The 25,476-nt window shown below is 65.3% G+C and carries 35 protein-coding genes and 1 tRNA gene; 10 read left to right on the top strand and 26 right to left on the bottom strand.

The features are described from left to right. Positions 1–5 precede the first annotated feature (5 nt). On the bottom strand, positions 6–623 hold the full coding sequence (locus AB0H88_RS27325) for a DUF47 family protein (RefSeq protein ID WP_225294450.1): 618 nt from the start codon (positions 621–623) through the stop codon (positions 6–8). A gap of 750 nt (positions 624–1,373) precedes the next feature. Continuing rightward, positions 1,374–1,949 (bottom strand): dCTP deaminase, encoded by a 576-nt coding sequence (gene dcd / locus AB0H88_RS27320; RefSeq protein WP_357649134.1) that lies wholly within the window; start codon positions 1,947–1,949, stop codon positions 1,374–1,376. A gap of 99 nt (positions 1,950–2,048) precedes the next feature. Between dcd and AB0H88_RS27315 the strand changes: the two genes are divergently transcribed. Further along, a tRNA-Gly gene (locus AB0H88_RS27315) sits at positions 2,049–2,119 on the top strand. 83 nt (positions 2,120–2,202) lie between these two features. Here AB0H88_RS27315 and AB0H88_RS27310 read toward each other — a convergent pair. Then, positions 2,203–2,433, bottom strand: coding sequence for a tyrosine-type recombinase/integrase (locus AB0H88_RS27310; RefSeq protein WP_357649132.1), 231 nt, complete (start codon positions 2,431–2,433; stop codon positions 2,203–2,205). Next, entirely contained in the window at positions 2,408–2,632 is a 225-nt protein-coding gene (locus AB0H88_RS27305) for a hypothetical protein (protein ID WP_357649130.1), read from the bottom strand. The genes AB0H88_RS27310 and AB0H88_RS27305 overlap by 26 nt, the downstream gene beginning before the upstream one ends. Before the next feature lie 131 nt (positions 2,633–2,763). Here AB0H88_RS27305 and AB0H88_RS27300 point away from each other — a divergent pair, with 131 nt between their 5' ends. Next, positions 2,764–2,994: a hypothetical protein gene (locus AB0H88_RS27300; RefSeq protein ID WP_357649128.1), complete on the top strand. Its 231-nt coding sequence runs from the start codon at positions 2,764–2,766 to the stop codon at positions 2,992–2,994. Here AB0H88_RS27300 and cutA read toward each other — a convergent pair. From cutA to AB0H88_RS27280, 4 genes are all read right to left on the bottom strand, one after another. Then, positions 2,960–3,292: a divalent-cation tolerance protein CutA gene (gene cutA / locus AB0H88_RS27295; RefSeq protein ID WP_357649126.1), complete on the bottom strand. Its 333-nt coding sequence runs from the start codon at positions 3,290–3,292 to the stop codon at positions 2,960–2,962. The two genes, AB0H88_RS27300 and cutA, sit on opposite strands and share 35 nt — an antisense overlap. A gap of 270 nt (positions 3,293–3,562) precedes the next feature. Continuing rightward, complete coding sequence (locus AB0H88_RS27290; RefSeq protein WP_357649124.1) at positions 3,563–4,093, bottom strand: hypothetical protein; 531 nt, start codon at positions 4,091–4,093, stop codon at positions 3,563–3,565. A gap of 305 nt (positions 4,094–4,398) precedes the next feature. Beyond that, positions 4,399–4,683, bottom strand: coding sequence for a hypothetical protein (locus AB0H88_RS27285; protein ID WP_357649122.1), 285 nt, complete (start codon positions 4,681–4,683; stop codon positions 4,399–4,401). A gap of 159 nt (positions 4,684–4,842) precedes the next feature. Beyond that, entirely contained in the window at positions 4,843–5,073 is a 231-nt protein-coding gene (locus AB0H88_RS27280) for a hypothetical protein (RefSeq protein WP_357649119.1), read from the bottom strand. 152 nt (positions 5,074–5,225) lie between these two features. Between AB0H88_RS27280 and AB0H88_RS27275 the strand changes: the two genes are divergently transcribed. Then, entirely contained in the window at positions 5,226–5,948 is a 723-nt protein-coding gene (locus AB0H88_RS27275) for an HAD family hydrolase (protein WP_357649117.1), read from the top strand. Positions 5,949–6,573: 625 nt separating this feature from the next. Here AB0H88_RS27275 and AB0H88_RS27270 read toward each other — a convergent pair. Both AB0H88_RS27270 and AB0H88_RS27265 read right to left on the bottom strand, forming a co-directional pair. Next, positions 6,574–7,014 carry a type II toxin-antitoxin system VapC family toxin gene (locus AB0H88_RS27270; protein WP_357649116.1) on the bottom strand — a complete coding sequence of 147 codons (441 nt, stop codon included), beginning with the start codon at positions 7,012–7,014 and terminating at the stop codon, positions 6,574–6,576. Then, positions 7,007–7,219 (bottom strand): hypothetical protein, encoded by a 213-nt coding sequence (locus AB0H88_RS27265; protein WP_219529428.1) that lies wholly within the window; start codon positions 7,217–7,219, stop codon positions 7,007–7,009. The genes AB0H88_RS27270 and AB0H88_RS27265 overlap by 8 nt, the downstream gene beginning before the upstream one ends. A gap of 585 nt (positions 7,220–7,804) precedes the next feature. Between AB0H88_RS27265 and AB0H88_RS27260 the strand changes: the two genes are divergently transcribed. Further along, a complete protein-coding gene (locus AB0H88_RS27260; RefSeq protein ID WP_357649115.1) occupies positions 7,805–8,137 on the top strand; it encodes a DUF6247 family protein in 333 nt (110 codons plus the stop codon). A gap of 494 nt (positions 8,138–8,631) precedes the next feature. Here AB0H88_RS27260 and AB0H88_RS27255 read toward each other — a convergent pair whose 3' ends face one another. The 5 genes from AB0H88_RS27255 to AB0H88_RS27235 all read right to left on the bottom strand — a co-directional run bounded on the left by AB0H88_RS27255 (position 8,632) and on the right by AB0H88_RS27235 (position 12,627). Beyond that, positions 8,632–8,901 (bottom strand): tyrosine-type recombinase/integrase, encoded by a 270-nt coding sequence (locus tag AB0H88_RS27255; protein ID WP_357649114.1) that lies wholly within the window; start codon positions 8,899–8,901, stop codon positions 8,632–8,634. 479 nt (positions 8,902–9,380) lie between these two features. Then, on the bottom strand, positions 9,381–9,884 hold the full coding sequence (locus tag AB0H88_RS27250) for a hypothetical protein (RefSeq protein ID WP_357649112.1): 504 nt from the start codon (positions 9,882–9,884) through the stop codon (positions 9,381–9,383). 781 nt (positions 9,885–10,665) lie between these two features. After that, complete coding sequence (locus AB0H88_RS27245; RefSeq protein WP_357649110.1) at positions 10,666–11,190, bottom strand: EF-hand domain-containing protein; 525 nt, start codon at positions 11,188–11,190, stop codon at positions 10,666–10,668. 350 nt (positions 11,191–11,540) lie between these two features. Beyond that, positions 11,541–11,699: a hypothetical protein gene (locus AB0H88_RS27240; protein ID WP_357649108.1), complete on the bottom strand. Its 159-nt coding sequence runs from the start codon at positions 11,697–11,699 to the stop codon at positions 11,541–11,543. Between the two features lie 25 nt (positions 11,700–11,724). Beyond that, positions 11,725–12,627 carry a LysR family transcriptional regulator gene (locus AB0H88_RS27235; protein WP_357649106.1) on the bottom strand — a complete coding sequence of 301 codons (903 nt, stop codon included), beginning with the start codon at positions 12,625–12,627 and terminating at the stop codon, positions 11,725–11,727. A gap of 90 nt (positions 12,628–12,717) precedes the next feature. On the opposite strand from AB0H88_RS27235, the gene AB0H88_RS27230 reads away from it, so the two are divergent. Continuing rightward, positions 12,718–13,917, top strand: coding sequence for an MFS transporter (locus AB0H88_RS27230; RefSeq protein ID WP_357649104.1), 1,200 nt, complete (start codon positions 12,718–12,720; stop codon positions 13,915–13,917). A gap of 178 nt (positions 13,918–14,095) precedes the next feature. Then, positions 14,096–14,692 carry a hypothetical protein gene (locus AB0H88_RS27225; RefSeq protein ID WP_357649102.1) on the top strand — a complete coding sequence of 199 codons (597 nt, stop codon included), beginning with the start codon at positions 14,096–14,098 and terminating at the stop codon, positions 14,690–14,692. Between the two features lie 115 nt (positions 14,693–14,807). Here AB0H88_RS27225 and AB0H88_RS27220 read toward each other — a convergent pair whose 3' ends face one another. The 4 genes from AB0H88_RS27220 to AB0H88_RS27205 form a co-directional block, all read right to left on the bottom strand. Then, complete coding sequence (locus AB0H88_RS27220) at positions 14,808–15,365, bottom strand: DinB family protein (protein ID WP_357649099.1); 558 nt, start codon at positions 15,363–15,365, stop codon at positions 14,808–14,810. Then, the gene (locus AB0H88_RS27215; RefSeq protein ID WP_357649097.1) at positions 15,362–15,976 is read right to left on the bottom strand and encodes a GNAT family protein; all 615 of its coding nucleotides are present in this window, start codon (positions 15,974–15,976) and stop codon (positions 15,362–15,364) included. Before AB0H88_RS27215 ends, AB0H88_RS27220 begins: the two co-directional genes overlap by 4 nt. A 115-nt stretch (positions 15,977–16,091) precedes the next feature. After that, a complete protein-coding gene (locus AB0H88_RS27210; RefSeq protein WP_357649095.1) occupies positions 16,092–16,859 on the bottom strand; it encodes a class I SAM-dependent methyltransferase in 768 nt (255 codons plus the stop codon). After that, a complete protein-coding gene (locus tag AB0H88_RS27205; RefSeq protein WP_357649092.1) occupies positions 16,852–18,069 on the bottom strand; it encodes an MFS transporter in 1,218 nt (405 codons plus the stop codon). The genes AB0H88_RS27210 and AB0H88_RS27205 overlap by 8 nt, the downstream gene beginning before the upstream one ends. Positions 18,070–18,119: 50 nt before the next feature. On the opposite strand from AB0H88_RS27205, the gene AB0H88_RS27200 reads away from it, so the two are divergent. Then, a complete protein-coding gene (locus AB0H88_RS27200) occupies positions 18,120–18,482 on the top strand; it encodes a MerR family transcriptional regulator (protein ID WP_357649089.1) in 363 nt (120 codons plus the stop codon). A 175-nt stretch (positions 18,483–18,657) separates the two neighbouring features. On the opposite strand, the gene AB0H88_RS27195 is transcribed toward AB0H88_RS27200, so the two are convergent. Next, entirely contained in the window at positions 18,658–19,164 is a 507-nt protein-coding gene (locus AB0H88_RS27195) for a GNAT family N-acetyltransferase (protein ID WP_357649087.1), read from the bottom strand. Next, positions 19,148–19,390 (bottom strand): hypothetical protein, encoded by a 243-nt coding sequence (locus AB0H88_RS27190; protein WP_357649085.1) that lies wholly within the window; start codon positions 19,388–19,390, stop codon positions 19,148–19,150. The genes AB0H88_RS27195 and AB0H88_RS27190 overlap by 17 nt, the downstream gene beginning before the upstream one ends. Before the next feature lie 215 nt (positions 19,391–19,605). Between AB0H88_RS27190 and AB0H88_RS27185 the strand changes: the two genes are divergently transcribed. Continuing rightward, positions 19,606–20,025 (top strand): hypothetical protein, encoded by a 420-nt coding sequence (locus AB0H88_RS27185; protein WP_357649082.1) that lies wholly within the window; start codon positions 19,606–19,608, stop codon positions 20,023–20,025. 21 nt (positions 20,026–20,046) lie between these two features. Here the strand turns inward: AB0H88_RS27185 and AB0H88_RS27180 are convergent, their stop codons facing one another. Further along, complete coding sequence (locus tag AB0H88_RS27180; protein ID WP_357649080.1) at positions 20,047–20,298, bottom strand: hypothetical protein; 252 nt, start codon at positions 20,296–20,298, stop codon at positions 20,047–20,049. Between the two features lie 106 nt (positions 20,299–20,404). Beyond that, positions 20,405–21,169 carry an SDR family oxidoreductase gene (locus AB0H88_RS27175; protein ID WP_357649077.1) on the bottom strand — a complete coding sequence of 255 codons (765 nt, stop codon included), beginning with the start codon at positions 21,167–21,169 and terminating at the stop codon, positions 20,405–20,407. Between the two features lie 161 nt (positions 21,170–21,330). Here AB0H88_RS27175 and AB0H88_RS27170 point away from each other — a divergent pair, with 161 nt between their 5' ends. Further along, positions 21,331–21,927, top strand: coding sequence for a TetR/AcrR family transcriptional regulator (locus AB0H88_RS27170; protein WP_357649075.1), 597 nt, complete (start codon positions 21,331–21,333; stop codon positions 21,925–21,927). 21 nt (positions 21,928–21,948) lie between these two features. On the opposite strand, the gene AB0H88_RS27165 is transcribed toward AB0H88_RS27170, so the two are convergent. Together AB0H88_RS27165 and AB0H88_RS27160 are read right to left on the bottom strand one after the other, a co-directional pair. Next, a complete protein-coding gene (locus AB0H88_RS27165; protein WP_357649073.1) occupies positions 21,949–22,635 on the bottom strand; it encodes a hypothetical protein in 687 nt (228 codons plus the stop codon). 51 nt (positions 22,636–22,686) lie between these two features. Further along, positions 22,687–23,571, bottom strand: a complete 885-nt coding sequence (locus AB0H88_RS27160; protein ID WP_357649341.1) for an amidohydrolase family protein — start codon at positions 23,569–23,571, stop codon at positions 22,687–22,689. A 178-nt stretch (positions 23,572–23,749) separates the two neighbouring features. Here AB0H88_RS27160 and AB0H88_RS27155 point away from each other — a divergent pair, with 178 nt between their 5' ends. Then, on the top strand, positions 23,750–23,983 hold the full coding sequence (locus tag AB0H88_RS27155) for a hypothetical protein (RefSeq protein WP_357649071.1): 234 nt from the start codon (positions 23,750–23,752) through the stop codon (positions 23,981–23,983). A 790-nt stretch (positions 23,984–24,773) separates the two neighbouring features. Here AB0H88_RS27155 and AB0H88_RS27150 read toward each other — a convergent pair. Next, the gene (locus tag AB0H88_RS27150) at positions 24,774–25,373 is read right to left on the bottom strand and encodes a hypothetical protein (RefSeq protein WP_357649069.1); all 600 of its coding nucleotides are present in this window, start codon (positions 25,371–25,373) and stop codon (positions 24,774–24,776) included. Positions 25,374–25,476: the final 103 nt, after the last annotated feature.

The following is a 25,476-nucleotide window of genomic DNA, read 5'->3' as shown; positions in this document are numbered from 1 at the left end:
AGAGGTTAGCTTTCCTTGACCGCGATCGACTCGACCGTGTTGGCGACGTGCTCGAAGGCGTCGGCCGCCTCCTCAAGTGCGTCGACGACCTCCTTCATCTTCATGACCGTCAACGCGTCGTACTCACCGCTGAACAGCTTGGCCAGCAGCCTTCTGTAGACCTGGTCGCCCTGGTTCTCCAGCCGGTTGACCTCGATCCAGTACTCGTTGAGGTTCTTCATCGACCGCAGGCGCGGCATGGCCTCGGCAGTCAGCTCCGCGGCCCGCTCCAGCACCTCCACCTGGCGGACGACGTCCTTGGGGAGGTGGTCGATCTGGTAGAGCACGATGAGGTCGGATGCCGCCTCCATGGCGTCCATCACGTCATCGAGGTTCGAGGCCAGCCGGTAGATGTCCTCACGGTCGAACGGAGTGATGAAGCTCTCATTGAGGCGGTTCATGATCGCATGGGTGCGTTCGTCCCCGGCGTGCTCGCAGGCGCGCATCTTTTCGGCCAGGGTTTCCCTGTCCGAGCCCTCGCTAATGATCTCAACCAATAGGCGGGATGCAGTGACCAGGTTGTTCGCGGAGTCGGCGAACAGGTCGTAGTAGCTGTCCTCACGTGGCGTGAGACGCAGGCGCACGTCGTTCTCCAGATGTGCGGGGATGGTCCGTGGTAGAGAGTACGGGTTACCAGGAGAAATGCGAACTTCATGTCCCCTTCTCCTACTGGCTACCCTCCGTATGGTGTGCGACACCGGGCCAGTTGGTACTTTGGTTGCCCTTTTTCCACGGCGGGGTGGGGAAGACTTGGCCGTGGGTTTCGGTCACCGCTTGTCCAGTCCATCTTGGTGACATTTCCGGACCACCGCTAGTCCGGGCGCGGGTTGTTGGGGTGTGTTTTCGAGCCTCTTCGAGCCTCTTCGAGCCTCTTCGGGCGTCTTCGGGCGTCTTCGGGCGTCTTCGGGCGTCTTGGGTGCCGGATGGCGCGGTGGCGGGCGGCGGTGGCGTGCTTGGGTGAGCGGCGGTGCGGTGCTGGGCGGGTCCGCGGTCAGGGCCGCTTCCGACGGGTCTGGAGCTGTTACTGGCAGGCGCCTGACCGCTGCTCATATCGGACGCTGGAGGCTCGCTGCTCTCCGCAAGTCGCCCGCCAGTTTGGCGGGGTACGCCCGCCAGGGAGGCCCCTCCGAGGGACGCCCGCCCGAAAGAGGCCGGAGGTCCGTCCGGGAGGCGCCCGCCAGCTACCCCGAGGCGCCCTTGCCAGTTACCCGAGGGCGCCCGCCAGCTTCCCGCCAGTACTCCGGAGGGAAGCCCGAGCCCCAGGCAAGCCCTAAACAGCCCGCCCTGAAACACCCCAGAGCGTCGGATCTTCGTCAGACACTCATCAGAAATCGTCAGATCTTCGTCCGATGGAAGTTCCGGAACGACCGGGAGGGCGTCGGCCCGCGCTGACCCTGGTACCGCGACCCGTACTTCGCCGACCCGTACGGATGCTCAGCCGGCGAACTCAACCGAAACACACACAGCTGCCCGATCTTCATCCCCGGCCACAGCTTGATCGGCAACGTGGCCACATTGGACAGCTCCAACGTGACATGCCCACTGAACCCCGGATCGATGAACCCCGCAGTCGAGTGAGTCAACAACCCGAGCCGCCCCAGCGAACTCTTCCCCTCCAGCCGCGACGCCAGGTGATCAGGCAGACTGATCACCTCGTACGACGAGGCCAGCACGAACTCCCCGGGATGCAGGATGAACGGATCATCCCCTTCAGGCTCCACCATCCGCGTCAGATCCGGCTGCTCCACGGACGGATCGATATGCGGATACCGATGATTCTCAAACACCCGGAAGAATCGATCGAGCCGGACGTCGATACTGGACGGTTGGATCATGTCCCGATCGAACGGATCGATGGACAGCCGTCCCGAGTCGATCTCGGCCAGGATGTCGCGGTCAGATAGCAGCACGCAGAGCAACCTACCGCGTGTCGGAGGGAAACTCGGGGGGCACGGCTGGCTGATGTGGGCCGAGTTTCCGCTAGAGTGGTGGGCGCGGCTACGGCCGATGCGGGTGTAGTTCAATGGCAGAACATCAGCTTCCCAAGCTGACAGCGCGGGTTCGATTCCCGTCACCCGCTCTCACGAGGAAAAGCCAGGTCAGGGATGAATTCCCAACCTGGCTTTGATCGTTTCTAAGGCGGCTTTCGATCTTCCGTGCCCGTTACGTGCCCGATCCGTCTTGATCTTGGTCTTTCAGGGCTTCTTCGGCGAGCTTGCCGAGAGCGTCGGCGATGGCCCGATCACGCTCCATCGCGGTGTGCTGGTAGATCAACGCGGCTCGGGTGGACGCGTGGCCCATGCGGGTCATGAGGTCCCGGAGAGTCGCGCCGGACTGGGCCGCGAGGGTGTTTCCGGTGTGACGGAGATCATGAAAGTGGAATCCGCTGAGCATCGCCTTCTTGAGCGCCGCCGCCCAGACACGGGGTGAAGTTCGCGCGCGGGAGCTTGGCACCCTTTGGGCCGACGAAGACGTGTCCGTGCTCGCCTTTCTCGGCGTACGTCTCCATGTGCGCTCGCAGATCGGGCAGCAGCGTCGCCGGGATGCTGACGAGACGCTTGCCCGCTTCCGACTTGGGCGGCCCGATGGTCACCGAGCCGTCCTTGAGCTCGGTTGTGGTCCCGGCGATGCGGATCGTCCCCGCTTCCAGGTCGAGGTTCTTCCGCTGGAGCGCGGCCAGTTCACCCCCCCGGCAGACTGGCGAAGGTCGCCAGCAGGATCAGCATGCGGAACCGCGGTTCGATGGCGTCGGCCAGGGTGAAGACCTGCTTCATGGTCAGTACGGGCCATGCTCGCCGAGCTCTGGAGTCCGCGCAGCGCAGCGAGTCAACCTGGGCCCTCCAGCACCTGGCCGCGATCGAGGAGACCCTTGCCGCCCAGAAGGACCAGGCCGCCCGCGAACTGCTCGGCGACCTCGCCGCTACACGCCGGACTCTGGGCTCGTCTCCCGCCTGATCCACTCCAGATAGTCGGCCGTCCCTGCCACCAGCGGAACGGCGACGATCTCGGGAGCTTCGTAGGAGTGCAACTCCTGAACGCAGGCGGCCAAGTCCTCGAAACGCTCCATGGTCGTCTTCATCAGCAACAGCCACTCGTCGGCTCGCCGCACCTCACCGCCCCACCAGTAGGTCGAGACGATTGGCGCCACCACCTGAGCCGCCGCAGCCAACCGGCGCCCCACAACTGCCGAACACATCTGGTCCGCCAGCTCACGGCTATCCACTGTCACACGAACCTCGATGCAGTCGGCCACGCCGCTCTGTCCTGTCTCGCTTGATGGTTGACACTCTGGCCTCGCTTGATGCTTGACACCTTGATCGTCTTCTGTGCCTGCTCGTGGCGTTATCGACGCTTCGGGGGAGGCTCAGGTGGCATTGGTGGAGTTGAGCAACGCACTGCCGAATAGTTCTTGTAGGTATCAAGGCGGCGGCGCAAGCGCCACCGCGCGGCCCGCGCACGCCCGCACGCTGCGCGTGCGGCCTGGGGGCCGTTCTCGCGCGCGACGCGCGCGGGCCGCTCCAACTCAACGGCGCCACCTCATCCACCAAGGGCGAGGGTGCCCCGACTGCTGCTCTGCCTGCTGATACGTGTCCAGGACAGGAACAGCAGCAAACGCCTCTTCATACTGAGCCCGTTGGAACACGAACGGACCGATGCCATCGAGATCTTCGAAATCAACCTCATCCCGGTAATCCACTTGCCAACCAAGGTCCCGCCAAACCGCCTGATCAGAAGTGATGGCCACGACGGCTGTCAGCGCACCACATCCAAGGTCACCGCACTCCGGGCACACATACAGCGGAATCCTGCCGTCATCCAGCGGAGAGGCAGCTCTGCCTTGCAGCCGGTCCACCTCAAGCCCAAGCTCACTGCCAGCGGACAACCAGAGGACGGATGCCATGTCCCCGTTCCCCGGATTTCGCCGCGCCGCTGAATCAAGCAGAGACCCCCCGTCGATCTCGAAATCAAGAAAATTGCACTCTGATCGAAAGACTCCCTTGCCGAGCTGCTCATGGGGACGCAACCGCCGGACCAGTGACAACGTGTTGACCATGCCGTCCAGCGTTCCAGCACCAAGGTTGAGACACCAACCCATTTCGCCTCCGGCGGGGGCACTCCGGCTCCGGGATGATCGCCGCGGCGGGCCTGGGGTCCGAAAATGGCTGGGGGGGAAGCCTGATCATCCCGCCCACCATCGACCCGGACAAGCCGAGCAGACCAGGGCCACGGGTACCAGATCGTTCGTCCGGTGGGGCGCTCCATCTGGTACCCGTGGCCCTGGCCCGCTTTCCCTTCGGGCGGGTCGACGGCAGACGGGATGATCAGGAGGGCGGGGTGCGCGCAGGTGCGCAACCTGCACTACTCGACGTAGGTGCCGTCCGATCGGATTATCTGGTCACGTGTAAATGGAGCGTTGGTTGACCGGCGTCGTCTATCGCTCACTGCCACAACCATCCGGAGGCGTTCGTCGGCGTCGCGAACGACGTAGGTGAGGATCTTGTACTCGTTGCTGTCCCGCCCGACGATGTTCTCCCAGTCCTTGTCCCCGTTCTCTTCCATGAGGGCAAGCTCCGCGTAGATAGCAACGCGACGCCAGCGGGTCAGATACTCCTCTGCGATCTCGGCCGCGACCTGCTCGTTCATCCCCACATCCTCGCCTAGGGTCGTGCCATTAGCGTGCCATTAAGGGGAGTAACGAGGGGTCAACCACGGTCACTCAGGACCTGCCTCAGTCCCAGGTCAAAGCCCCTACGAGCCAAGATCCCTGCAATTCCCAAGCTGACAGCGCGGGTTCGATTCCCGTCACCCGCTCTCAGGCTGAAAGGCCAGGTCAGGGAGGGTTTCTCGATCTGGCTTTGATCGTTTCTGGGACTCGTTACGATCTTCCGTGCAATTGGCGTGCAATTGGCCCACGGGAGTCAGCACGCCCGCCGAGCCGTCATCGTCGCTGCCCTCGTCGTGCTGCTTGAACTGCTGATCGATGGCATTCGTGATCATCTGGTCGGCGCCTCTGACCGCGTGCTGGTAGATCATGGCCGCCCTGACGTTGTCGTGCCCAATCCGGGCCATCAGGTCCTTCAGACCGGCCCCCGACATCGCGGCACTCAGGAGCCTGTAGTCACCGCGACCATGGGATGCTCGGCGCGCCAGAATCCAGCAACACCAGGACCAGAAGGGACAGCCTCATGCCGATCCAGGGTGTGCTTTTCGACGTGGACGACACCCTGTTCGACTACTCGACTTCGGAAGAACTCGGCGTGCTCGCCCACCTGCAGGCCGAAGGACTGCTTGAGAAGTTCCCCGACCCCACCACGGCACTCGCGCTCTGGCGGAACATCATGCAGAGGCAGTACGCCCGCTTCCTGAACGGCGAGCTCACGTTCACCGAACAGCAACGCGAACGCACCCGGGAATTCCTCTCCCGCATCGGGCAGGTCACATACGCCAGCCTGTCGGACCAGGAAGTCTCCGCCTGGTTCGCCGGATACCAGGCTCATCGCAACGCCGCCTGGGCGGCATTCCCCGACGCCGAGCCCGTCCTCAGGAAACTCGCACCCGACTACCGCCTGGGCATCGTCTCCAACTCATCCGCCGATCACCAGCGTCACAAGCTCGACGCCATCGGTCTCCTGCCCTACTTCGGCGACACGCTTGTGTGCTCTGATCAGCACGGCGTGGCCAAGCCCGCGTCGAGCATCTTCGTCGCCGGCTGCACCTCCCTCGGCCTCCAGTCGCATGAAGTGGCCTACGTCGGAGACAAGTACGCGCTAGACGCGGTGGGAGCCCACGAAGCAGGGCTGCACGCCTACTGGCTCGACCGGGCGAACACCAGCGACAGCACAGCGATCAGTAACGGTATCCGAGTCATCCACTCCCTCGACGAACTCCCGGCCGCGCTCACCGGCTGAGCTCTATTGGCACCATGCCGACCATGACGACACCTCTGTCAGGGGATGGATGTCCGACCTGCCGCTGATTGTTTCCAGTGCTCTTTTCGATCTCCCGTGCCCGGTCCCGGCTCAGGTCAGGTGGGCAGCCGGCATAGGAGGCGCTACTGGCCTTCTGAGTCAGGTGCGTGCCTGCCGTTCGACCACGCCTCGGTCATCGCTCCAGTCCGGTCTTGTGCAGGGCAGCGCTTGCGCGGAAGCGTAGTCTGAGGCACCGGTCCAGGGTTTCTTTCGTCGCGTTGGCGGGACAACAGCAATGTTCGGCGAGCCAACGGAGATCATCGGGCTCCAGCCAGAGCGCGATCCGACCTAGGGCTTGCTCCCTGTCCGGTTCGGTGGGTTCGATATTGGTCGGCACAGTGGAAGAGTAGGTCTGGCTCGTGCCCGCTGCGTGCCCGTTCCTACGGCGATCTGCGGGGACCTGCGGGGAGTCACGGTCACTGGACCGGCATACGCCCAGGTCAGCGTTTCCCCTGCTCAGGTCTCATGATCTTGAAAGAGTTCCCAAGCTGACAGCGCGGGTTCGATTCCCGTCACCCGCTCCAGCGTTCTTGTAACAGTGTTCAGTCCCACCGCTCAGCGGTGATCACTGAGGGCTTGCGCCTTTAAGGAGTTCGCTCTCGACGACGCCATCAAGCGCCCGGTGAAGTTTTGCGTCGGTGGTCAGCAGCGGAATCTCTCGATCGAGAGCAAGCTGTGCGAAGACAGCGTCATACATGCGCAACGTCAACCGCACCGCCAGGGCGGCGGCCCGCTCCAACCGGTCGGCGTCCACGGGATAGACCCGGACACCGAGCTCGTCAATGATCCGAACGGCCGCAATGAACTCATCTGCGGACAGCCGACCCGCGAGCAGCCCCTTCTTTCGTAGCACTCCGGCAACCTCAATCCGCGCGAAGTCCGCTGTCTCCAGTTTTACCCGGCCGTGCAGGAAGTCGTCCCGGATCTGGCGGGCGTGCTCGTAGCCAGGTTGATCGACGAACCACCGTAGGAACACACCGGTGTCCACGACGTACGCGTCAGCCACGCGCGCCTTCCCGGAGACGGTCCAGTTCCTCGTCGACACCCGTCACACCGCGCATCCGCTCCTGAACCCGCTCCATAATGGCCAGCGCTCGCTCACGCCGACCAGCCGTCTCAAGGTTCTCGCGGACAAGTGCGAGAACCGGCTGGACACGATCATCTGGAAGCCGATCGACCAGAGCATGCAACTCTTCACGCATCGCGCTCATGCTTGCAGTCTATGCCTCGCCAGGCTCGCCTCCCTGGCCATTTGCGCAGGGCGGGGCAGGCCGGTGGCGTGCCCGTTGTGTGCCCGTTCGCAGAGCGATCTATGGAGGCTCAGGGGGACTCACGGTCACTTGACCGGCATACGCCCAGGTCAGTGTTTCCCCAGCTCAGCCTGTGTAATCTTGAAAGACTTCCCAAGCTGACAGCGCGGGTTCGATTCCCGTCACCCGATCCCATGCTAAATGCCCAGGTCCGGGACGTGATCCCGAACACAGGGCCTTGATCGTTCGAGGCTCGGAACGCCACCGCGCATGAGGCCGACACCAGGGTGCCGCCCTCAGTCTTCGCATGGAGAAGCGCGTTCAGCCTATCTGCACGATCAAGCTTCGGAGGGATGATAGGTCGGCGATGAGGGCGATGCCCGTACGCTGACATGGAGTGCGGGTAGGCGCGCCGAGCAGCCCGCCATGTGCCACTTCTGCGTCACCCGCTCCACTTCACGCCGTGACAGGTGCGGCTTCTCCCGTGCGCATGAAGGATGGCGCTCTTCCTCTGTAGTCTCTAGAGGACAGGGAAGGGAGCAGGGCATGACCGCACAACCGCAGGACTTTGTCTCCGTTGATGCACCTCTGCCTGAGAAGAACCTGCGGGCCATCCGTGCTGCGCTGATCGTCCAGGAAGATCGCGAAGCTTTCGACGCCGGGCTGAAGGCCGTGCTCGACGAGGTGCGGGTGAGCCTGGACCTTGGAGCGCTCAACGCCTTCATGCACCGCTGGGGGATCTCCGCATGTGACACCGTCAAGGATCCCGAAGGGCGCCGTCAGATGCACGTTAGAGCCCGACAAGCTCTGGCCGACGAACCGGTACCTCAGGGCAGGCCGTGGCGGGAGAGCCTTGCTGCTCGCGGGATCGATGTCTAGGTGTTCAAGCTCATCCTTGATCCCGTAGCGGAGGAACAGATCGCCGCGCTACCTGATCATGCATTGAGGCCGCTCGCCGAGCTGTTCACGCTCTTGGAGACCAGTCCCTGGAGCGGAGACCCGTTCAACTCTGCGAATCCCAGGGCGAACATGCTTACGCATCCGTTCGGAGAGCGTGGCCTTGCCACGTACGTGGTCCTGGATCGGCAGCGAGAGGTCTACCTTGTCCGCATTGAATGGCCGTAAGCCCGTGCCCGTTGCGTGCCCGTTCGGATGGCGATCAACGGGGAGTCGCGGAGACTCACGGTCACTCGACCGGCATATGCCAAGGTCGGCGTTTCCCCTTCTCAGATGTCATGATCCTGAAAGGTCTCCCAAGCTGACAGCGCGGGTTCGACTCCCGTCACCCGCTCCCACTACGAAGGCCCAGGCAGGGATGTGAATCCCAACCCGGGCCTTGATCATGTTCGGACTTGTTTGATCTCCGCGGATCATTAACGGGCCGTTAGCTCTTGATCACCCTGCGGGGACCAGCACGCCGCTGGTCCCTCGTCGCCGTCATCGTCACGTGCTTCGAGCCGCTTGTCGATGGCGTTCATGATCATCTCGTCAGCGCCTCTGACTGCGTGCTGGTAGATCATGGCCGCCCTAACGTTGTCGTGCCCCATGCGTGCCATGAGGTCTTTGAGGCCCGCGCCGGACTCGACGGCCGGCATGTTCCCCGTGTGTCTCAGGTCGTGGAAATGAAGCCCGGTCAGGCCCATCTCCGTGACGACTGCGGCGGGAGGAGTCCGAGCTGGTCAAGCAGCACGCCATGAGAAGGCCGGCTGGGGAGAAGGAGCTCCTCCGCGCACAGCGCGAGCAGCGGCGGGAAGAGGGGCCGCACGCCGCGAGTTCGAGCGGGAGAAGGCGCGCTTGCGCCAGGAATAGGCGCACTACCGGTCGGCACCGGCCGAGCTGCTGAAGAACGGCGCCGCGTCCGCGGAGAGCGTGGACGAGTTGAAGGCCAGGCTGGAGTAGATCGGTGCGGCGGTCGCCGACGTGGAGGCTCGCGAAGCGAACCTCAGGGCTGGGTACGTGCGCCGTACTCGGTCCTCTGCCGCCCGCCGACGGGCATGCGGCCTGAGGGCCGGTCCCGGCCGGCGGTGACCCGGGCCGTACCCGCGCCGCACGCCCGCCGTACCCAACGCACTCACCGACGCCAGCGGCGCAGCGCCACATCAGGGCGAGACTTTCCCGATTCCTACTCGACCCCGTGGCCCTGAGAGGAGTGACGAGCGGCCAGCTCGCCGATCGGCCCCGTACGCCAATCAGAGGCGTAGACGCCTACCTGAATCCGTCGATCGGCGCCGATCGTGTGAACCTTCGGGGGAACCGCCTTCCGCCGACGGCCTCTCACGTCCACCGGCTCCACGGCACCGACGCTGAAGGTCATCACATCCACCGGATACAGGCCACCAATGCGTTTGGGCTGCACATCAACGAAGTCCGACCAGTTCACCGCAACCCTGAAGGTATCTCTCTGAGCGATCATTCCCTCCTCGGTAACCGTCAGACTTCGGCGCCGCACCTTCATCACAATGAAAAGCAGATACACCAAGCTCGCGGCCACGGTAACCCCTGTCGTCAAATTCGCGGGCGAGCCAAGGACGATGGCCAGGACGCAATAGACGACGGCGATCACGATGACACCGACTCCACCAGAGAAAAAGGCGAGCGACCAACGTGGGCGGTAAATGATCTGCATGGGCAAAACTGTACCGGTCCAGCCACAATCGCCACTTCTTCAACCATCGCCCCTGGCGGGCGTTCCGGTTCCGGGATGACCGCCAAGGGCTGCTCATCGCCGCCGGTCTGTGAGTGGCTGAGGCAGGGTCCCTGATCATCCCGTCTGCCATCGACCCGGGCCCGCTTCCCCTGCGGGCTGGTCGACGGTAGACGGGGTGATCACGGACGGAGTGCGCGGAATGAGGCCACGTGCTCTCCATGCTGCGGACTCACGGTCACTCGACCGACATATGTCCAGGTCGGTGTTTCCCCTGATCGGACGGCATGGCCTTAAAGAGTTCCCAAGCTGACAGCGCGGGTTCGATCCCCGTCGCCCGCTCCACAGCAGAAAGCCCAGGCCAACCGGCATTTTCAGGATCTGAGCTTTGATCTTGTTCGAGCCTATCGAGTTGCAGATGGAGCCCCGGCACCCCAATGGCCCGTACGGCATGCGTCCAACCGCTCACTTGTTGAACCCACTCCGCCGCATCGGGCCGCCCTTGACCCCCGAGAAGACGAGCGCGTCATCCTCCGGCTTCACGTAGATCCTCATGTGCTCGCGCAACTCCGGCAGGATAGGCCTCCGGGATACCGATCACGCGCTTGCCGGCCTTGAACTTGGGCGGCCCGAGAATCATCTCCCGATCCCCGGCGCCTCGGCAAGGAAGCCGAGCACCCTCCACCTGTGACAATGTCCTGCCATAGCCGAACGCCCCGGCGTTCGGTGCGCTCCACGGCCTCATGATGACGCCACCTTCGGGCTATTCCACCAGCGCGCCGAATACATAGGTCCCGGGAGCGTCCGGGTCGTCGCCGGCCCAGAACTCTGTCCAGTGGATGCGGAACTCGTCGCGGGTGAGGTGGCCGTCACCGTCCAGGTCGAGGCGCGGGAAGATCTCATCGGTCGCTGAGGGCGCCCCGTTCCACGTCTCGATGAGCGCGCCGTATTCCGAACAGGAGATGAGGCCGTCGCCGTTGAGGTCGATGGCCTCGAACATCGCGTCGGCAGTGCCGGAGACCGCCTCGGTCATGTCACCGAGTCTTTCCACGACGCGAAGCACCTCGTCGAGGGAGACGGAGTCGCCGCCGGGGCCGGAGGCGGCTCGGAGCACCGGCCACCAACCGGTCATGATGGAGGACAGTCGCTCTGGGTCGACGGACCCCCCGACGGCCGTCCAGCGGTGGGCGAGCGCCTGGAAGTCGGCCTGGGTCAGTCGGCCGTCGCCGTCCACATCCATCGCCCGGAAGACTCTGCCGACCTTTCTACGCTGGAACTCACTGGCCACATCCGCCTCCACTCTTCGGGAGACCCAATGTTTTCGAGAGATCACTGATCGTGACCATACTCATTTGAGTGACGGATCTGTTACTTAACGTGGAGGCTCTGGTTTGTGACGTAGGAAATCGTTATCCAAGGTGGGGTCAACGAGGATTAGAGAAACGCCCCGGCCGCCCCGAGAGCACGTGCGGTCGATCGCGCCACAGCCACCTTGCGGCCGACTACGGTACGAGACTGCGGCAAACCCCTTCGTGGCGCTCAGCCGAGACTCCCAAAGGCGTCGGCCCGCTGACGAAACAAGCAACGGAACTGTCGGCAGTGGGACGTAACCTCGCAAGCTCGAGGCCGTCGAGCAGCTCATCCTCTGGCCAAGAGCGCCGGCCTGCCGCTGACCCACCTGGTGAGGGCCTTCGCCATCGAGCACGCGGCGGCTACGCAGGCGAGCAGCCGACGAGCGGGCTGCGGCGTGACCCGATGACCATCCTCGGTGTCGCGCCAGAAGACGAGGGATCTCATCTGGCATTTTGTTTCCCGTTATGTTTTATGCCATCAGGACCGCTGCCCCGAGCGCGTGCCCGACAGCCGCCTCGTTGAACGCCCGGATCGCCGCAGTCTCCGCCGCCTTCACCCAAGCCAGGCCGAGGATCGAGGGAGGCAACCCCGCGACGGGAACGAAACTGACGTCCGGGCGCCCGTGGTGAGCCGCCGTCGGAGTGCAGAACAACATGCCGCCCCGGTTGAGCGCCACCTGGGTCAGGCCCTCCTGGCTGGTGGCCACCGTACCGGCCAGGGGAATGGGACGGCCGGAAGGCGTTGCGGACGGTGTCACACGCTCGCGCCACGTGCGCGGAGCCGGGCCGTCCAGACCGATCAGGGACACGTCGGCCAGCTCCTCCGCGCCGATACTCGTACGGGCGGCCAACGGGTGGCGCGAGGAGACGCCGAGCTGGTAGGAGACCCGGTTCAGCCCTTCGCTCGTAGCCAGATCGGGCTCGTCCACCGGGAGCAGCGTGAACGCGATGTCCACCTGCCCGACCCGCAACTTGCCAAAAGGGTCGGAGAGCGGGATCTCCACCAGCTCCACCTCGCATCCCGGGTACTGGCGCTCGAAGGCGCGCACGCTGCCGATGACGACGTCCGTGGGGGTGGCGAAGAAGCCGAGCCTGATCACGCCTGTCACCTCGCGGGCGGCCGCCTTGGCCCGGCTGACCGCGTTCGCGAGGCCGTCGTAGGAGGGGCGCAGGTCAGCCAGGAAACGTTCGCCCAGGGGCGTGAGGCGTACGCGCCTGCTGGTCCGGTGGAAGAGCCGGCCGCCGAGCCTGGTCTCCAGCGAGCGCATGAGCTGGCTCACCCGGCCAGGTGACAGGTAGAGGCGCTCGGCCGTACGCGCGAAGTGCAGCTCCTCACTGAGCACGACGAAGCACTCCAGCTCCCTGAATTCCATCCCACCTCCATCTGATCGCTTAGTCCACCTAAACCAAGCCTTCGACTTCCGCCATTGTTCCCCCTGGTGGTCGGCAGAAAGCTGGCTGGCATGACCATGACTGATGTTTCCGCCGCCACCCGGGCGCGCTGGCTCGCCGTGTTTTCGGTCGCGGTGGGCACCTTCACCATCGTGACCAGCGAGATGCTGCCCGTTGGCCTGCTGACTTCGATCGCCGCCACCCTCGGCGTCTCCGACGGAACGGCCGGGCTGATGATGTCGGCGCCCGGACTGGTCGCCGCCGTCTCCGCGCCCGTGCTGGCGATCACCACCCGACGGCTCGACCGGCGCGTCACGCTACTAGGGCTGATGGCGCTGCTGGCGGTGGCCAACCTCGCGGGCGCGTTCGCGCCGAACTACCCCGTCATGCTGGCCGCCCGGGTACTGACTGGGGTGAGCATCGGCGGGTTCTGGGCCTTCGCGGCCGGACTCGGCCTGCGACTGGTGCCCGAAGGGTACGTCGGGCGGGCCACGTCGATCATCTTGGCCGGGGTGTCGGTGGCGTCAGTACTGGGGGTGCCCGTGGCGACGTTCATCTCGTCGTTCGCGGGGTGGCGGACCGCGTTCGTCGCCATGGGGGTTCTGGCCCTGGCCCTACTCGCGCTGCTGGCGGTCGCCCTGCCGCCCCTACCCGGCGAACCCCGAGCCCGCGTGTCCGAGCCGTTGCCCCACGAGGCCCCGCCTCGTGCGTCGGAGGGGCGGCTCCCGTGGTTCTCCGGCCCGCTCAAGGTCGTCCTCGTCCTGACCGTCTTGATCGTGTCCGGCCACTTCGCGGCCTACACCTACGTCCGGCCGTTCCTGGAACAGGTCTCGCAGGCCGGTCCCGCCCTCGTCAGCGCGGCCCTCCTCATGTACGGCGCCGCGGGCGTGGCCGGCAACTTCGCGGCAGGGGCATGGGCGGCCAGGAACCCCAAGCCGGTTCTGGTCACGCTGGCTGTGCTCATGGCACTCTCCACGGCGGCGCTGCCCCTGATCGGCCTGCCCCTGATCGTGCTCGTGGTCTGGGGCCTGGGCTACGGCGGCGTGGGAGTGACCCTGCAGCTCTGGATCATGCGGTCGGGCGGCGGCGAAATGGGCACGGCGCTCTTCGTCGGCGCCTTCAACGTCTCCATCGCGCTCGGCTCATTCGTCGGCGGCCGGGTCGTGGACGGCGTGTCGATCTCCGCGGTGATGTGGGTGGGAGCGACGCTCGCCGTGGTCAGCGCGGCCACCGCCGGCATCTCGGGCAGGGGTAGGACGACCGCTTCATGAAAGGAACGCGCCTGATCGGGCCGTACTTGCCGCAGGCCCGCGGGGTCGACTCACCTACCTTGGTGATGAGAGATGACACCGCTGCTGACGGCCTGTTTCCCGTCTTCGATTCCTCGGCATCCGCTTCAAGGAGCTATAGGGGTATTCCTTTCCTGGCAGCCTCCGCGACAATCGTCCCGTGATCGATCACTACCGCAATCTCTTCAACAAGCAGCAGTGGCTTGAGAACGGACTCTGCTGGACCGTAGTGCAACCCCTCAACGAAGAGATCACCGTAAGCGATCTCCTATGGCGGCTGAACGGAGGCCGCGATCCCGAGGAACGCATTATGGAGTACCCGAGAGAAGAGGCCGGCGAAGATCTCCTGCCCGTGGTCTTCGTCTACGAGGGGGAAGGAGCCTGGGGCTTCCTCGAATTCTCCTACGGCTTCGCCACGCCCGACTACATCCTCAACGAACTCAGCAAAGAGGCACGCGTGTGGATGACAACCTGGCACTTCAACGGGGGGCACTCGATCCTTTACGCGGCCGATGGCAGGATCAGGGCACGGATGCGCAACTTCATCTTCGCCGAGCACACCGTCCAGGAGGGCGATCCGAGCATCCTTGCCGAGTTCCGCACCATGCTCGACCCGCTCGACCCAGAGGATTACCGCGGCAAGCGCAGCGCGGCATTCGCATTCATCGAAGCATCCACCGGCATGGGCATCGAAGCCGAATGGCTGGATGTGGAAGATGCGCCTGTCATTATCCTCGACAACTGGAATGAGGCATGAATCCCAGCGCTCGACTTCAGTGCTGATGAGCATCGAACAACGCCTCCGGCGGGGGCGCATCCCCTCAGGAGGAAGGACCTGTCTACTGATACGTCGCAGTGCGGGTGAATCACGCTCACAGTCCCACCGCGCCGTCGATGCCTTGTCGTAGGAAGTCGGCGTGGCCGTTGTGCCGGGCGTACTCTTCGATCAGGTGCACCATCACCCACCGCAGCGTGATCGTGCCGCGCCAGCTGTCCTCGCCGCTTACCTCCAAGTCGGCCGCCTGGGCCACGAAACGCTCGGCGAAGTCGACCTCCTCCTGCCACAGTTGCCAGGCCTCGGCGGCCATCTCAGCGTCGGGCGCGGCCTCATCGAAGGCAGCGTCCCGGTGGTCGTCGGTGCTGAAGTGTGGGTCGGCCGCGTGTCCGGCCAGGTCCCGGCGAAACCAGCGGCGTTCGACGTCGGCCAGGTGGCGGACCAGGCCCAGCAGGGATAATCCGGAAAAGGACACCGAGCGCTGGGCGAGGGCTTGCGGGGCCAGGTCGGCGCACTTCAGCATGAGCGTCTGGCGCTGCCAGCGCAGGAACGCGGCGAGCATGGCCTTCTCCTCGCCTCCGCCCGGAACGACGCCCCTGGGATCGACGTCCTCGGCGAGGAACATCTCGGCGAACATCGGCTTGTGCGGTGTCATCTCGCTCCTCCATATGTGGCCAGGCGCTCCTGCAGCCCCGCTTTGACGGCCGGCCATTCGGCGGCGATCACCGAGAACATGGCCGAATCCCGCATCAGGCCTTCCTCGCCCGGCGCCCAGGAGGGTGACCAATTGCGCAGCACGCCCTCGAAGGTGGCGCCGAGGCCCGCGATCGCGCGGCGGGAGCGCTGGTTGCGGGCGTCGGTCTTGAGGTCGACGCGGGTCACCCCCCACACCTCGAACGCGTGGCCGAGCAGCAGCAGCTTGGCCTCAGCGTTGATCGTCGTGCCCTGAGCCGAGGCGGCCAGCCAGGTGAAGCCGATCTCGACGGCACGCGGATCTTGGCGGCCTGGCCAGGTTCGGACATCCCAGAGCCCCGTGCAGCCGACCGCTTTCCCATCTCGCACGCGGATCTGCGCGAACGGGATCAACCCTTGACGGGACAGCTGGGCCTGGAGGTAGTCCTTCACCTGGTCGGCGCGCGGGACCATGGTGAAGGCGTAGGAGGAGCGGTCCTCTTCCGCGGCCTGCGCCAGGTCGGGGGCATGGTCCATGGTGAGCGGCTCCAGCCGTACAGAAGCACCAGACAGCGCCGGAACATTGAGCCTCATGAGATCGGTGACCTTCCTAGGAGGTTGCGCAGCAGAAGCCTTGCCACTGCGCGGCGCCGGTAACGGGCGGTGGAACGAATATCGTCCACGGGTTGTGCTTCGCGGCCGAGGGGGCTCAGCTCTCCGCTCCCGCCTTGACTGCGGTCAGCAGGCGCATGCCGCGCGGGCCGACCTCGTCGCGTCGCACCGACAGCCCGGCCACAACGCATTGCGCGGCGAGCCAGTCGGCGCCGATGCGGAGCTTGGGGTAACTGCCGACCAGTTGGCTCCAGGTGTCGTCGGCACGGGTGGACAGCACGTCGTGGACGAGGACGGTGTCATCGTCGACATAGTCCAGGAAGCAGGTGAGCAGTTGGTCGGCGGTGCCGCGGACCAGGATGAACCGGTCGGCGCCAGTCATTGGACGCGTGAGGTCACGATAGGTGATGACGAGCCGGCCGTCCTGAGCCAAGGCGTCGGCGATGTCGCCGAGCAGGGCGGTCACGTCGTCCTTGCTGGGCAGATGGGTCAGCGTGTCACCCATGCAGACGATGGTGTCCACCTCGCCGGGCCGGGTGATGTCCGGCAGCACTGTGCGGATGTCGGCCTGGACGGTCCGGATCACCGGGTCGCCGCCGGCGGTGGCGGTGAGTTCGTCGAGCAGCGCCTTGCTGGTGTCGACGGCCAGCACGGTGGAAAAGCCGAGTCTGGCCAGGGCCAGGCTCTGGTTGCCCGGTCCGCAGCCGAGGTCGACGGCGGTGGCAGCGGCGGCTGCTGTCGCAGTGACGCCGACGCTGCGCAGCAGGTCTGCTTGCGCTGCGGCGAGGGCGGGCAGATCACCACCGAGCATCCAGGTGTAGTGCCGGGCGAGCAGCCGGTCGTAGTGGTCAGCGGCTTCAGTCATGGATCTTCCTCACGGTTGGGGTCGTGGCCGGGTCTTCCCACGGTCGCGCAGCGGCCGTGGGCCGGGGGACGGCCAGGTAGGACAGCAGCAGTCCGGAGGCGCTGAGCGCGGCTCCGGCCAGCCCCGTCCAGCGCAGCCCGGCGGCGGTGACGACGCCCCCGCCGATGGCCGAGCCCACCGCGTGGGCCAGCATGAACGCGGCCACGTTGACCGTAACCGCCAGGGTCGGTGCGGCGCCCGCGTGTTGCAGGATCAGACTCTGCAGCGGGGCGACGGTGGCGGTGGCCAGCACGCCGAGTCCCAGCACCGCCGCGATCGCCGACGGCTTGTGCACGACAGCCAGGGGCATTACGGCCAGCAGCACTGTCAAACACGCGAAGACGCCGCGCAGCGTCGCTCCCACGGAGCGATCGGCGAGCCGTCCGGCGACGAGGTTGCCCAGCAGGCTGCCCACCCCGTACGCCAGCAGCAACCAGGACACCATGGCTGGGGTGAACCCGCTCACCTGGGTCAACGTCGGCGCCACGTACGTGAACACCGCGCCGACTCCGGCGAAACCGACGGTCGTGGTCGCCACGGACATCAGCACCGGCCGCCGTGCCAGCACCGATACCTCCCCGGCCACGCTCGTGGACCGCGACGGGATATGTCGCACCTCGACACGCGGCAGGACCAGCGCGAGGAGCGCCAGGCACGCCAGCGCCAGAGCGGCGAGCACGGCGAAGGGGAAGCGCCAGTCCAGGTTCTGCCCGAGCGCTGCGCCCAGCGGCACGCCGAGCAGGTTGGCCACGGTCAGCCCTGAGGTCACGGCGGCGATCGCAGAGCCGGCCCGCCCGGGCCCGGCCGCGGTGGTGGCCACGATCAGCGCCAGCGCGAAGAACGTGGCATGGGCTATCGATGAGATGACCCGCCCGGTCAGCAGCAACGCATAGTTCGGCGCCAGCGCGCTCACCACGGAGCCGGCCAGGAAGATCGCCATCAGGGTGAGCATCAGGCCCTTGCGGGGCAGCCGTATGGTGGCGATCGCCACCAGCGGTCCTGCGATCACGGTGCCGAGCGCATAAGCGGTCACCACCTGCCCGGCGACGGGCACCGAGACCCCCAGGTCGGAGCCGATCTGGGGGAGGAGGCCGGCGGCCAGGAATTCGGCGGTGCCCACGACGAAGACGCTCGCGCACAGCACGGCAAGCACCGGGAACTGTCTTTTCACGCGAGGAAGGCTAAGCTCTCACATCCATGTCAGAGTCAAGTGGAGGCGCCGTGCGGATCGGGGAACTATCGCGTCGTACCGGGGTCCATGAGCGGCTGCTGCGTTACTACGAGGAACAGGGTCTGCTCTACCCGGAGCGGGCGGCCAGCGGGTACCGCTACTACCAGGAATCGGACATCGACACCGTCCTGCGCATCCGCCGCCTGCTGTCGGCCGGGCTCAACACCGAGATCATCGCGCAGGTACTGCCCTGCATACGGGTCAAGTCGGGCCACCTGGTACCCGTCTGCCCGGAGATCACCGACGATCTGCTACACCAGCGTGACCGCATCACCCGCGCCATCGAGGAGTTGCAGAGCTCCCGTGACCTGCTCGACGCCGTCATAGCCGCCGCGCCCCTCACGCTTTCGTAATCCCTTCGGAGCCGAAATCACCTACCTGAACACGATCTTGGCCCCGCTCGCTGTCCTGAATCCCCGTGGCCCCTCAACCACACATCGGTGCCAACCTCCGCCAAGAACTTGATAACGCGCACGCTGCGCGTGCGGCCTGGGCCGTTCTCGCGCGCACCCGCCACTCGGGCCGCGCCTATGCGAGATCGCGCACCAGATAAAGCAGCTCACCACGCTTGTCGGTTTCGACGCGGTCCAGCACCAGGCCCAGCCGTTCGCAGATTCTGAGCGAGGCGGCATTGTGAGGTCGAACCGTTGCCCACAGACGCTTCACGGCCGTGGTTGCCTGTAGCTCGGACACAACGGCCTGAGCCGCTTCAAGCGCGAGTCCGCTTCCACGTTCGGAGTGTTTGATCTCGTAGCCAATCTCCGGCTCCAGGACTCCTGTGCGGCCGGCAAGAATGCCACAGCCACCGATCAGCGCGCCGCCGTCACGATGGCGAATGCCGTACCAGACAAAGCCATACTCGTGCTTCGTCTTGAGCCTGCGCTCAAGCCACTCCACCGTCTCACCCCGCGACGTGAACGGTCCCGCCCCGATCGTGTGGGTTAGCGGATCGCTATATAGGCCGTGGAACTCGTCAGTGTCGTTTCGGGTGCAAGCAGTCAGCCGCAGCCTGATGGTCTCAATCTTGTCGCGCACGCGATCCTTTGTCGAACGCCTCCGGCTCCCGGGATGATCGCGAAAGGTGGAGGTCCATTGGCTCGCCACCCGCCGAGTAGGCGTACTGCCAACCTTGTGCTTGAACGAGATCCAGCAGCACCTGCCAGTCCTCGACAGTCGTCCCTTCTACAACCACGTCGGGCAACGCTCCGTTGACCTCAGGGTCGAAGAGAGCTTTCACGTCATCCCACAACAGGTCGGGCACAGCACTCATCATCCCTTAACAACTTGCCTTCGGCCGGGGACTCTGACTCCGGGATGATCGCCGTGCGGGTACACCCGGTGCGGGGGACGAGGTTCCGCTCCCAGGCCATGTCATGAGAAGCTGCGCTGATGATCCGAACCGGGACGTAGGAGTCGATGGTGCGCAGGAAGTCGCAGCAGGAACCGCCACCGAGCGACGCTGAGACTGCACAGCACATGCGGAACCTGGCCGAGCTTTTCGTTGAGCACACGCGCGAGGACGGATACTCCTTCGACTGGGACCCGGCGTTCATCCATCATCTCGACAACTACTGCACCGAGTTCGCCGCCTCGAAGCCGCCTCCTGAGGTCATCCACAGCGTGATCATGGGTGCGGGGGCGTACCTGGGCGAGATGATCGTCCGAAACGGCGACTGGACATGGGTGTACTGCACGGCCGAAAACGCCGCCGCCGTGGAGAGCCCCGAGCAGCTTCGAGGCTATCCGCACAACAAGGTCGCCAAGCGGATTCACAACGGGACCGAGCATGACCTTGAGGCGTTCTTCAAGTACGCCGTGACAGGAGAGACGCCACGCGGGACCACTGCCCGTGTCATCAAGCCTTCATGGTGGCAACGACTGAGGTCGAGAGCCTGATCGCCGTCCCATTAGCCTCAGCTATTCAACGGGGCGGTAGCTGTGCTCTAGAACATGAGAAAAGGTGCCCCTGAACTGCAAGGATTCGGGTGTCGAAGCCATATCCGCTGCAGAAGCAGGTGCACCTTTCTGGTGAGTGAGCGTATCGGGTGGGATTGCCGGTTGTCTGTCACAGCCGTTGGAAAAGGGCTGGTGGGTCACGCGGGCGCGGTCGCTGGGAAACGACTCACCCATCATCCGCTGCTTCATTGAGACGAACTCGGTAAGTTCCACGAGGGCAGCGTCCCACTCCTGCAACGCGACATGATCACCGTGCAATTAGCGGCAATCAGGTGAGGAGACGAGGGGGCAATCACGGGAAGGTTCCGGAGCCGCGCCACTACGCGGCGATGACGGCGACTCCGGTCCTGCCCCCGTCGACGTCCACCACGGTTCCGTGCACGAAGGCCGCTTCGTCGCTGGCGAGCCAGACCACGGCATGCGCGATGGCATCCGGCGTGCCGATGCCGCCGGCCGGGGTGCCCTTCATCATGATCTCGCCTGGATGGGGCTCGTCCGCGGCCGGGGGGAGGATCACGCCCGGCGAGACGGCGTTCACCCGCACGCCCATCGGGCCGAATTCCGCGGCCCACGCCCGCGTGAGTGTCTCCATGGCTCCCTTGGTGGAGCTGTAGAGCGCGCCGAGAGGAACGCCCAGGCGCGCGATCCACGAGCCGAGGTTGATGATCACTCCGCCGCCTGATTCAGTCATGGCCGGGATGACGGCAGCGGTGAGGAAGAACGGCGCCTTCACGTTCACCCCGTAGACCTTGTCGAACGTCTTCTCGTCGGTGGCGGTGGTGCCGGGGGCCGGATAGATGCCGGCGTTGTTCACCAGGATGTCGATCCGTCCGCCCAAGGTCTCACGGGCGCGATCTGCCAGGTCCTGGGAGGACTCCACGCTGCCATCGAGGTCCGCCACCAGGAAATCGGCCCGGCCACCGGATGCGCGGATCCCTTCGACGACCTGTGCCCCGCGTTCCCGATTGCGCCCCGACACGATGACGTGGGCCCCCTCGGCGGCGAACGCTTCGGCGATCGCCTGTCCGATATTGCTGGTCGACCCCGTGACCAGCGCCGTCTTGTTCCGCAGTCGTTCACTCATGACGCGACCTCCCTGTCTCGCAGTGTGTGCGGACAACTCTGCCTCGCAAAAAATGGACCAGCAAGTCCAGACTGAGAAGGGCTTCGCCAGCCGCCGCCCGCGCCTCATGTCGGGTAAAATGGACCCATTAGTCCATTGATCTGGAGGGCAGGAGAGGCTGGATGCCGGACGCGCCGACCGCGAAGGGCCGCGCCACACAGGCCCGCATCGTCAAGGGCGCGGCCGAGTTGCTGCGGGAGCAAGGTGTCGCTCTTACGACGCTCGACGACATTCGCAGCCGCACTGGCACGAGCAAGAGCCAGCTGTTCCACTACTTCCCCGACGGCAAGGACGAACTGCTGCTGGCGGTGGCCCAGTTCGAAGCGGACCGCGTTCTGGAGGACCAGCAGCCGCACCTAGGGCGCCTGGACTCGTGGGAGTCCTGGCATCAGTGGCGGGACATGGTGGTGGAACGCTATGAACGCCAGGGCGACCACTGCCCCTTGGGGTCGCTGTTCCTGCAGGTCGGGCGGTCCCGACCCGGTGCACGGGCAATCGTGACGGAGCTGATGCGCCAATGGCAGTGGCAGCTCGCCCGTGGCATGCGCGCCCTCCAAGCGAACGGCCTGGTTGGGCCGGCCCTTGATGTGGACCGGACAGCCGCCGCGCTGCTGGCGGGCATCCAGGGAGGCGTGACCATCATGATGGCCACGGGCGACTCGACCCACCTCAAGGCCGCGCTCGACACCGGCATCGAACACCTCCGTGCGACCACTTGATCGTCGTGAGATCTAGCTACATCAGTCTGAAGAACGTGCGGAGAAGCGTTCTGTGAGCGGCTTGTGGTCGTGCTCGGGGAACAGGACCGGCAATGCGTCGAGCATGTTCTCGATTCGATCGCGCACGCCCTCGAACTCTTCATTGTCCAGCGGCGCGCGGGTGAATAAGAACTGCCAGGAGAAGGTGCCCTTGGTCAGCTGAAGCATCTCCAGGTATTCACGGTAGCCAACGTCCATCTTCCAGGCGCCATAGCGAGGCTCGGCCACCCACCAGATTTCGGGTTCGCCCCCGCCTGGAAGCAGCCGCAGTGCGGCATAGTGACCCGTACCCGTGATGGGGTGGCCATCGATAACGCGCAGCTGCGATGACGGGAAAAGCTCCTTGCCCGTCCACGACTCAATCCACTCCTCTCCCAGCCCTGGGTTGCCCGCCCGTGCGATGTGGGTGAGGTAGAACTCACCGTTGACGTACGGCCCTTCACCCATCCACTGGCGCCCCAGCTCCCGAAAGCGCAGATCGCACTGCTCCAGCGCGGCGGGCGCCGTGACCTCCTGCCCGCCCACGAGAGCCGCCCACGAGGCGGCGACATCGGTGAAACCCGTGTCGAGTTCACCCTCCAAGGCGTGAAGGATCTTGATCTGGGGATGGTTGTCCAGGTCGCCGCAGACCTTGCGCCAGCCGGCCTCGTACGCCGTCAGTTCCGTCATCACGTACCGTCCCAACTCGCTTGGTGCCGTAACAGTCCGCATCGGGTAGTGCTACAGGCCGAACAGGGTCGCCGCATTGTCGTGGCATACGGCCCGCAGCCAGCCCTGTCCGAGTCCCAGTCGTTGCAGGGCGTGGAGCTGGTGCAGGTAGGGGTAGGGGATGTTGGGGAAGTCGGAGCCGAGCAGGATGCGGTCGCCAAGCGCGGTGAGCCGTGGCAGGGCTTCGCGGGGGAACGGCATGAATTCTTCGGTGAAGTCGGTGAACGCCATCGTCGTGTCCAGCCGTACCTGGTCGTACCGTTCGGCGAGGTCGAGGAACTCCTCGTACTCGGGCATGCCCATGTGCGCGACGATCAGCCGCAGTTTCGGATGGCGGGCTAGCACCCGCGCGATGGGCTCGGGGCCGGTGTGCTTGCCGGGCGCGGGCCCGGAGCCGCAGTGCATCACCACGGGGATGCGGGCCTCGGCCAGCAGCCCCCATGTCCGCTGGAGACGTTCGTCGGCCGGGTCGTACGCTCCCACCTGCACATGAGCCTTGAACACGCGTGCCCCCGCTTCGACGGCCTCGCGGACGTACGTCTCGACGTCCGGCTCGGGGTAGAGGGTGGCGGTATGCAGGCAGTCGGGGGTACGGCGGGCGAAATCGGCCGCCCATTCGTTCAGCCACCTGGCCATGCCGGGCTTGTGAGGGTAGAGCATCGCGGTGAAGGCCCGGACCCCGAACTCCCGCAGCAGTGCCGTCCGCTCAGCCTCCTGCTTCCGGTAGGTGATCGGCCACTTCAGCCCACCGATCAGCGGCCCGGTACCGTCGAAGTAATCCCAGACCTTGTGCAGGACACGCTCTGGCATGAAATGGGTGTGGACGTCGATCAGCCCGGGAAGACCGAGCCCGGCCCAGAAACGGCGGACCTCACCGGCCTCCTCGCCCAAAGCCATGGGGGTGGAACTCACCCGGCACCGCCTTTCTGTCGAACGATCTGCGACTAGTTCGTCACCTACACATGGCCCGATCTCTGGACGACGACTCTATGCACAAGGAGAAGCCATCGCCGTGCTGAGGGCAGGGCCATAGGCGGCTGTGCACATGGCAGCTCTTCAGACGAAAGGAGTCACGATGCGTATTGCCATACCGTTGTTCGATCGGTTCACAGCGTTGGACGCGGTCGGCCCGTACGAGGTGCTGAAGTTCCTTCCCGATGCCACGATCGTCTTCGTGGCCGCGGCCTCCGGACCCATCTCGGACGTGCCAAAGTGGCTGGCCATCGCCGCTGACGCCACGTTCGCACGCCCGCGCTTAGGAAGCGAAGCGTTTCGTCACCGCGTCTTGGCAGAATCTCCTCATGCCTAACCTGGCCAAGGTCTCAGCGCAGGTCCTGATGCGCGCTGTCGCGATCTCCCTACTGGCGGCCTGCGGAACTAAAGCACCGCCAAGCGCGGACCCACCCGTAACTGGGCCCAGCTCGTCGTCGCTGAGTCCCAGCCGCGCTACCCCCTATGACGAATCGACACGCGTCGGCGGAGACGTGGCACCGCATCAAGCCGAGAACAACGCGTGGAAGTATCCCCCGGACCTGACGCCTTCCCAACAGCGGATCGCCGACGCCGCCGCCGAGCGAATACGCCCAGCTCTGAAGAAGCTGCGGGCCGCTCAGCGCTTCGATCCGTACTCAGTAAAGGCTGCCCTTGAGGCGCTCGGCTACCCGGCGGATTCGATAGGAGCCCACGCATTTGACATCCGGGCAGGGTGGACGGAACCTACGCCGCCACCTGGAGTGGTCTTCGGCCTCAAAGTACGAGACGGAGTATGCCTCACCGGAGACGTACGCCCCGAACGAGTGCTGATCGAATCGAGCGGCCCAAATATAGAAACGGGCTGCATGCCGCTGCCGGTAACGCATTAGCTGTGCGTGAACAGCCCGACCGAGCGGCTCACCCTACTCGGCTTGGGGCCGCTCGCGCGAGGGTGTTGACGCCCGGGGCGGGTTGCCGGATGTTCGCAGCGTGGTGGTCCACGATTCGCCGGCCTGGAGGGCGGCTATCCCGATGCCCGTCATCGGTTGTGGGACGCAGCGGGTCCACAAGTCGCATTAAAGGCGAGGAACACCAGTGGTCCCAGCCTTCCTCGCCGTCGTCGTTTTCTAGCGGTCCCAGCCTTCCCAGCCTTCGCCGCCGTCATCGTCGTGATGACGGGTGTGGCCGTCGGCGCGGACGGTAGCGGCAGGGCGTCCGTCGCGGCAGGTAACGGTCATGGTGACCTTGCGATCGCCCGCTTCGAACTGCACGGAGACGTCGGTGGCGGGGCCGCGTCTGGCGTCGTCGGCGCGGTAGCCCTGCATGGGCGTCCAGGACACCAGGTATGCGAGGTTCTGTTCGCAGCGCGCCAGTACGTTGCCGCCCTCGGAGTTCAAGCTCCGGGGCGCTCCCACGGCCGATCGGGTGACCTGGGTGGGGGAGGGACCCACCCAGGCATGGGGGGCCTTTGAGGTTCGCGGGCTTCTCGACGCCCGAGGGGTGGTCGAAGGGGTGGCCGTCGGTGAGGGCCTCGGGGTGCTGGAAGCGCGCGGCGTGTCCGTGACGGCATCGGCGAGTGCCGCTTGCACCTGCGCCGAGGTCATCGGTTCGACGGTCCGGTCGATGATGCCGGCGCCGATCGCGGAAAGGGCGAAGAGCCCGGCTCCGACGGCTCCCATCGCGGTCGCCGTCCAGGCTGCGATGGCGAGTACGGCGCGACTGGACACCGAATCAGGGTGCCACATCCATCACTAAGACCCCGCTAAGCACGCAATAAGTCCTGTATAAGACCATCTTTTCGGTTAGGCGGTAAGGGACGTTCGGCTAGCT

Origin of the sequence: Nonomuraea sp. NPDC050680 (genome assembly GCF_040654555.1) — a bacterium.
Taxonomy (GTDB): Bacteria; Actinomycetota; Actinomycetes; order Streptosporangiales; family Streptosporangiaceae; genus Nonomuraea.
This window is presented reverse-complemented; position numbering and strand designations above follow the sequence as displayed.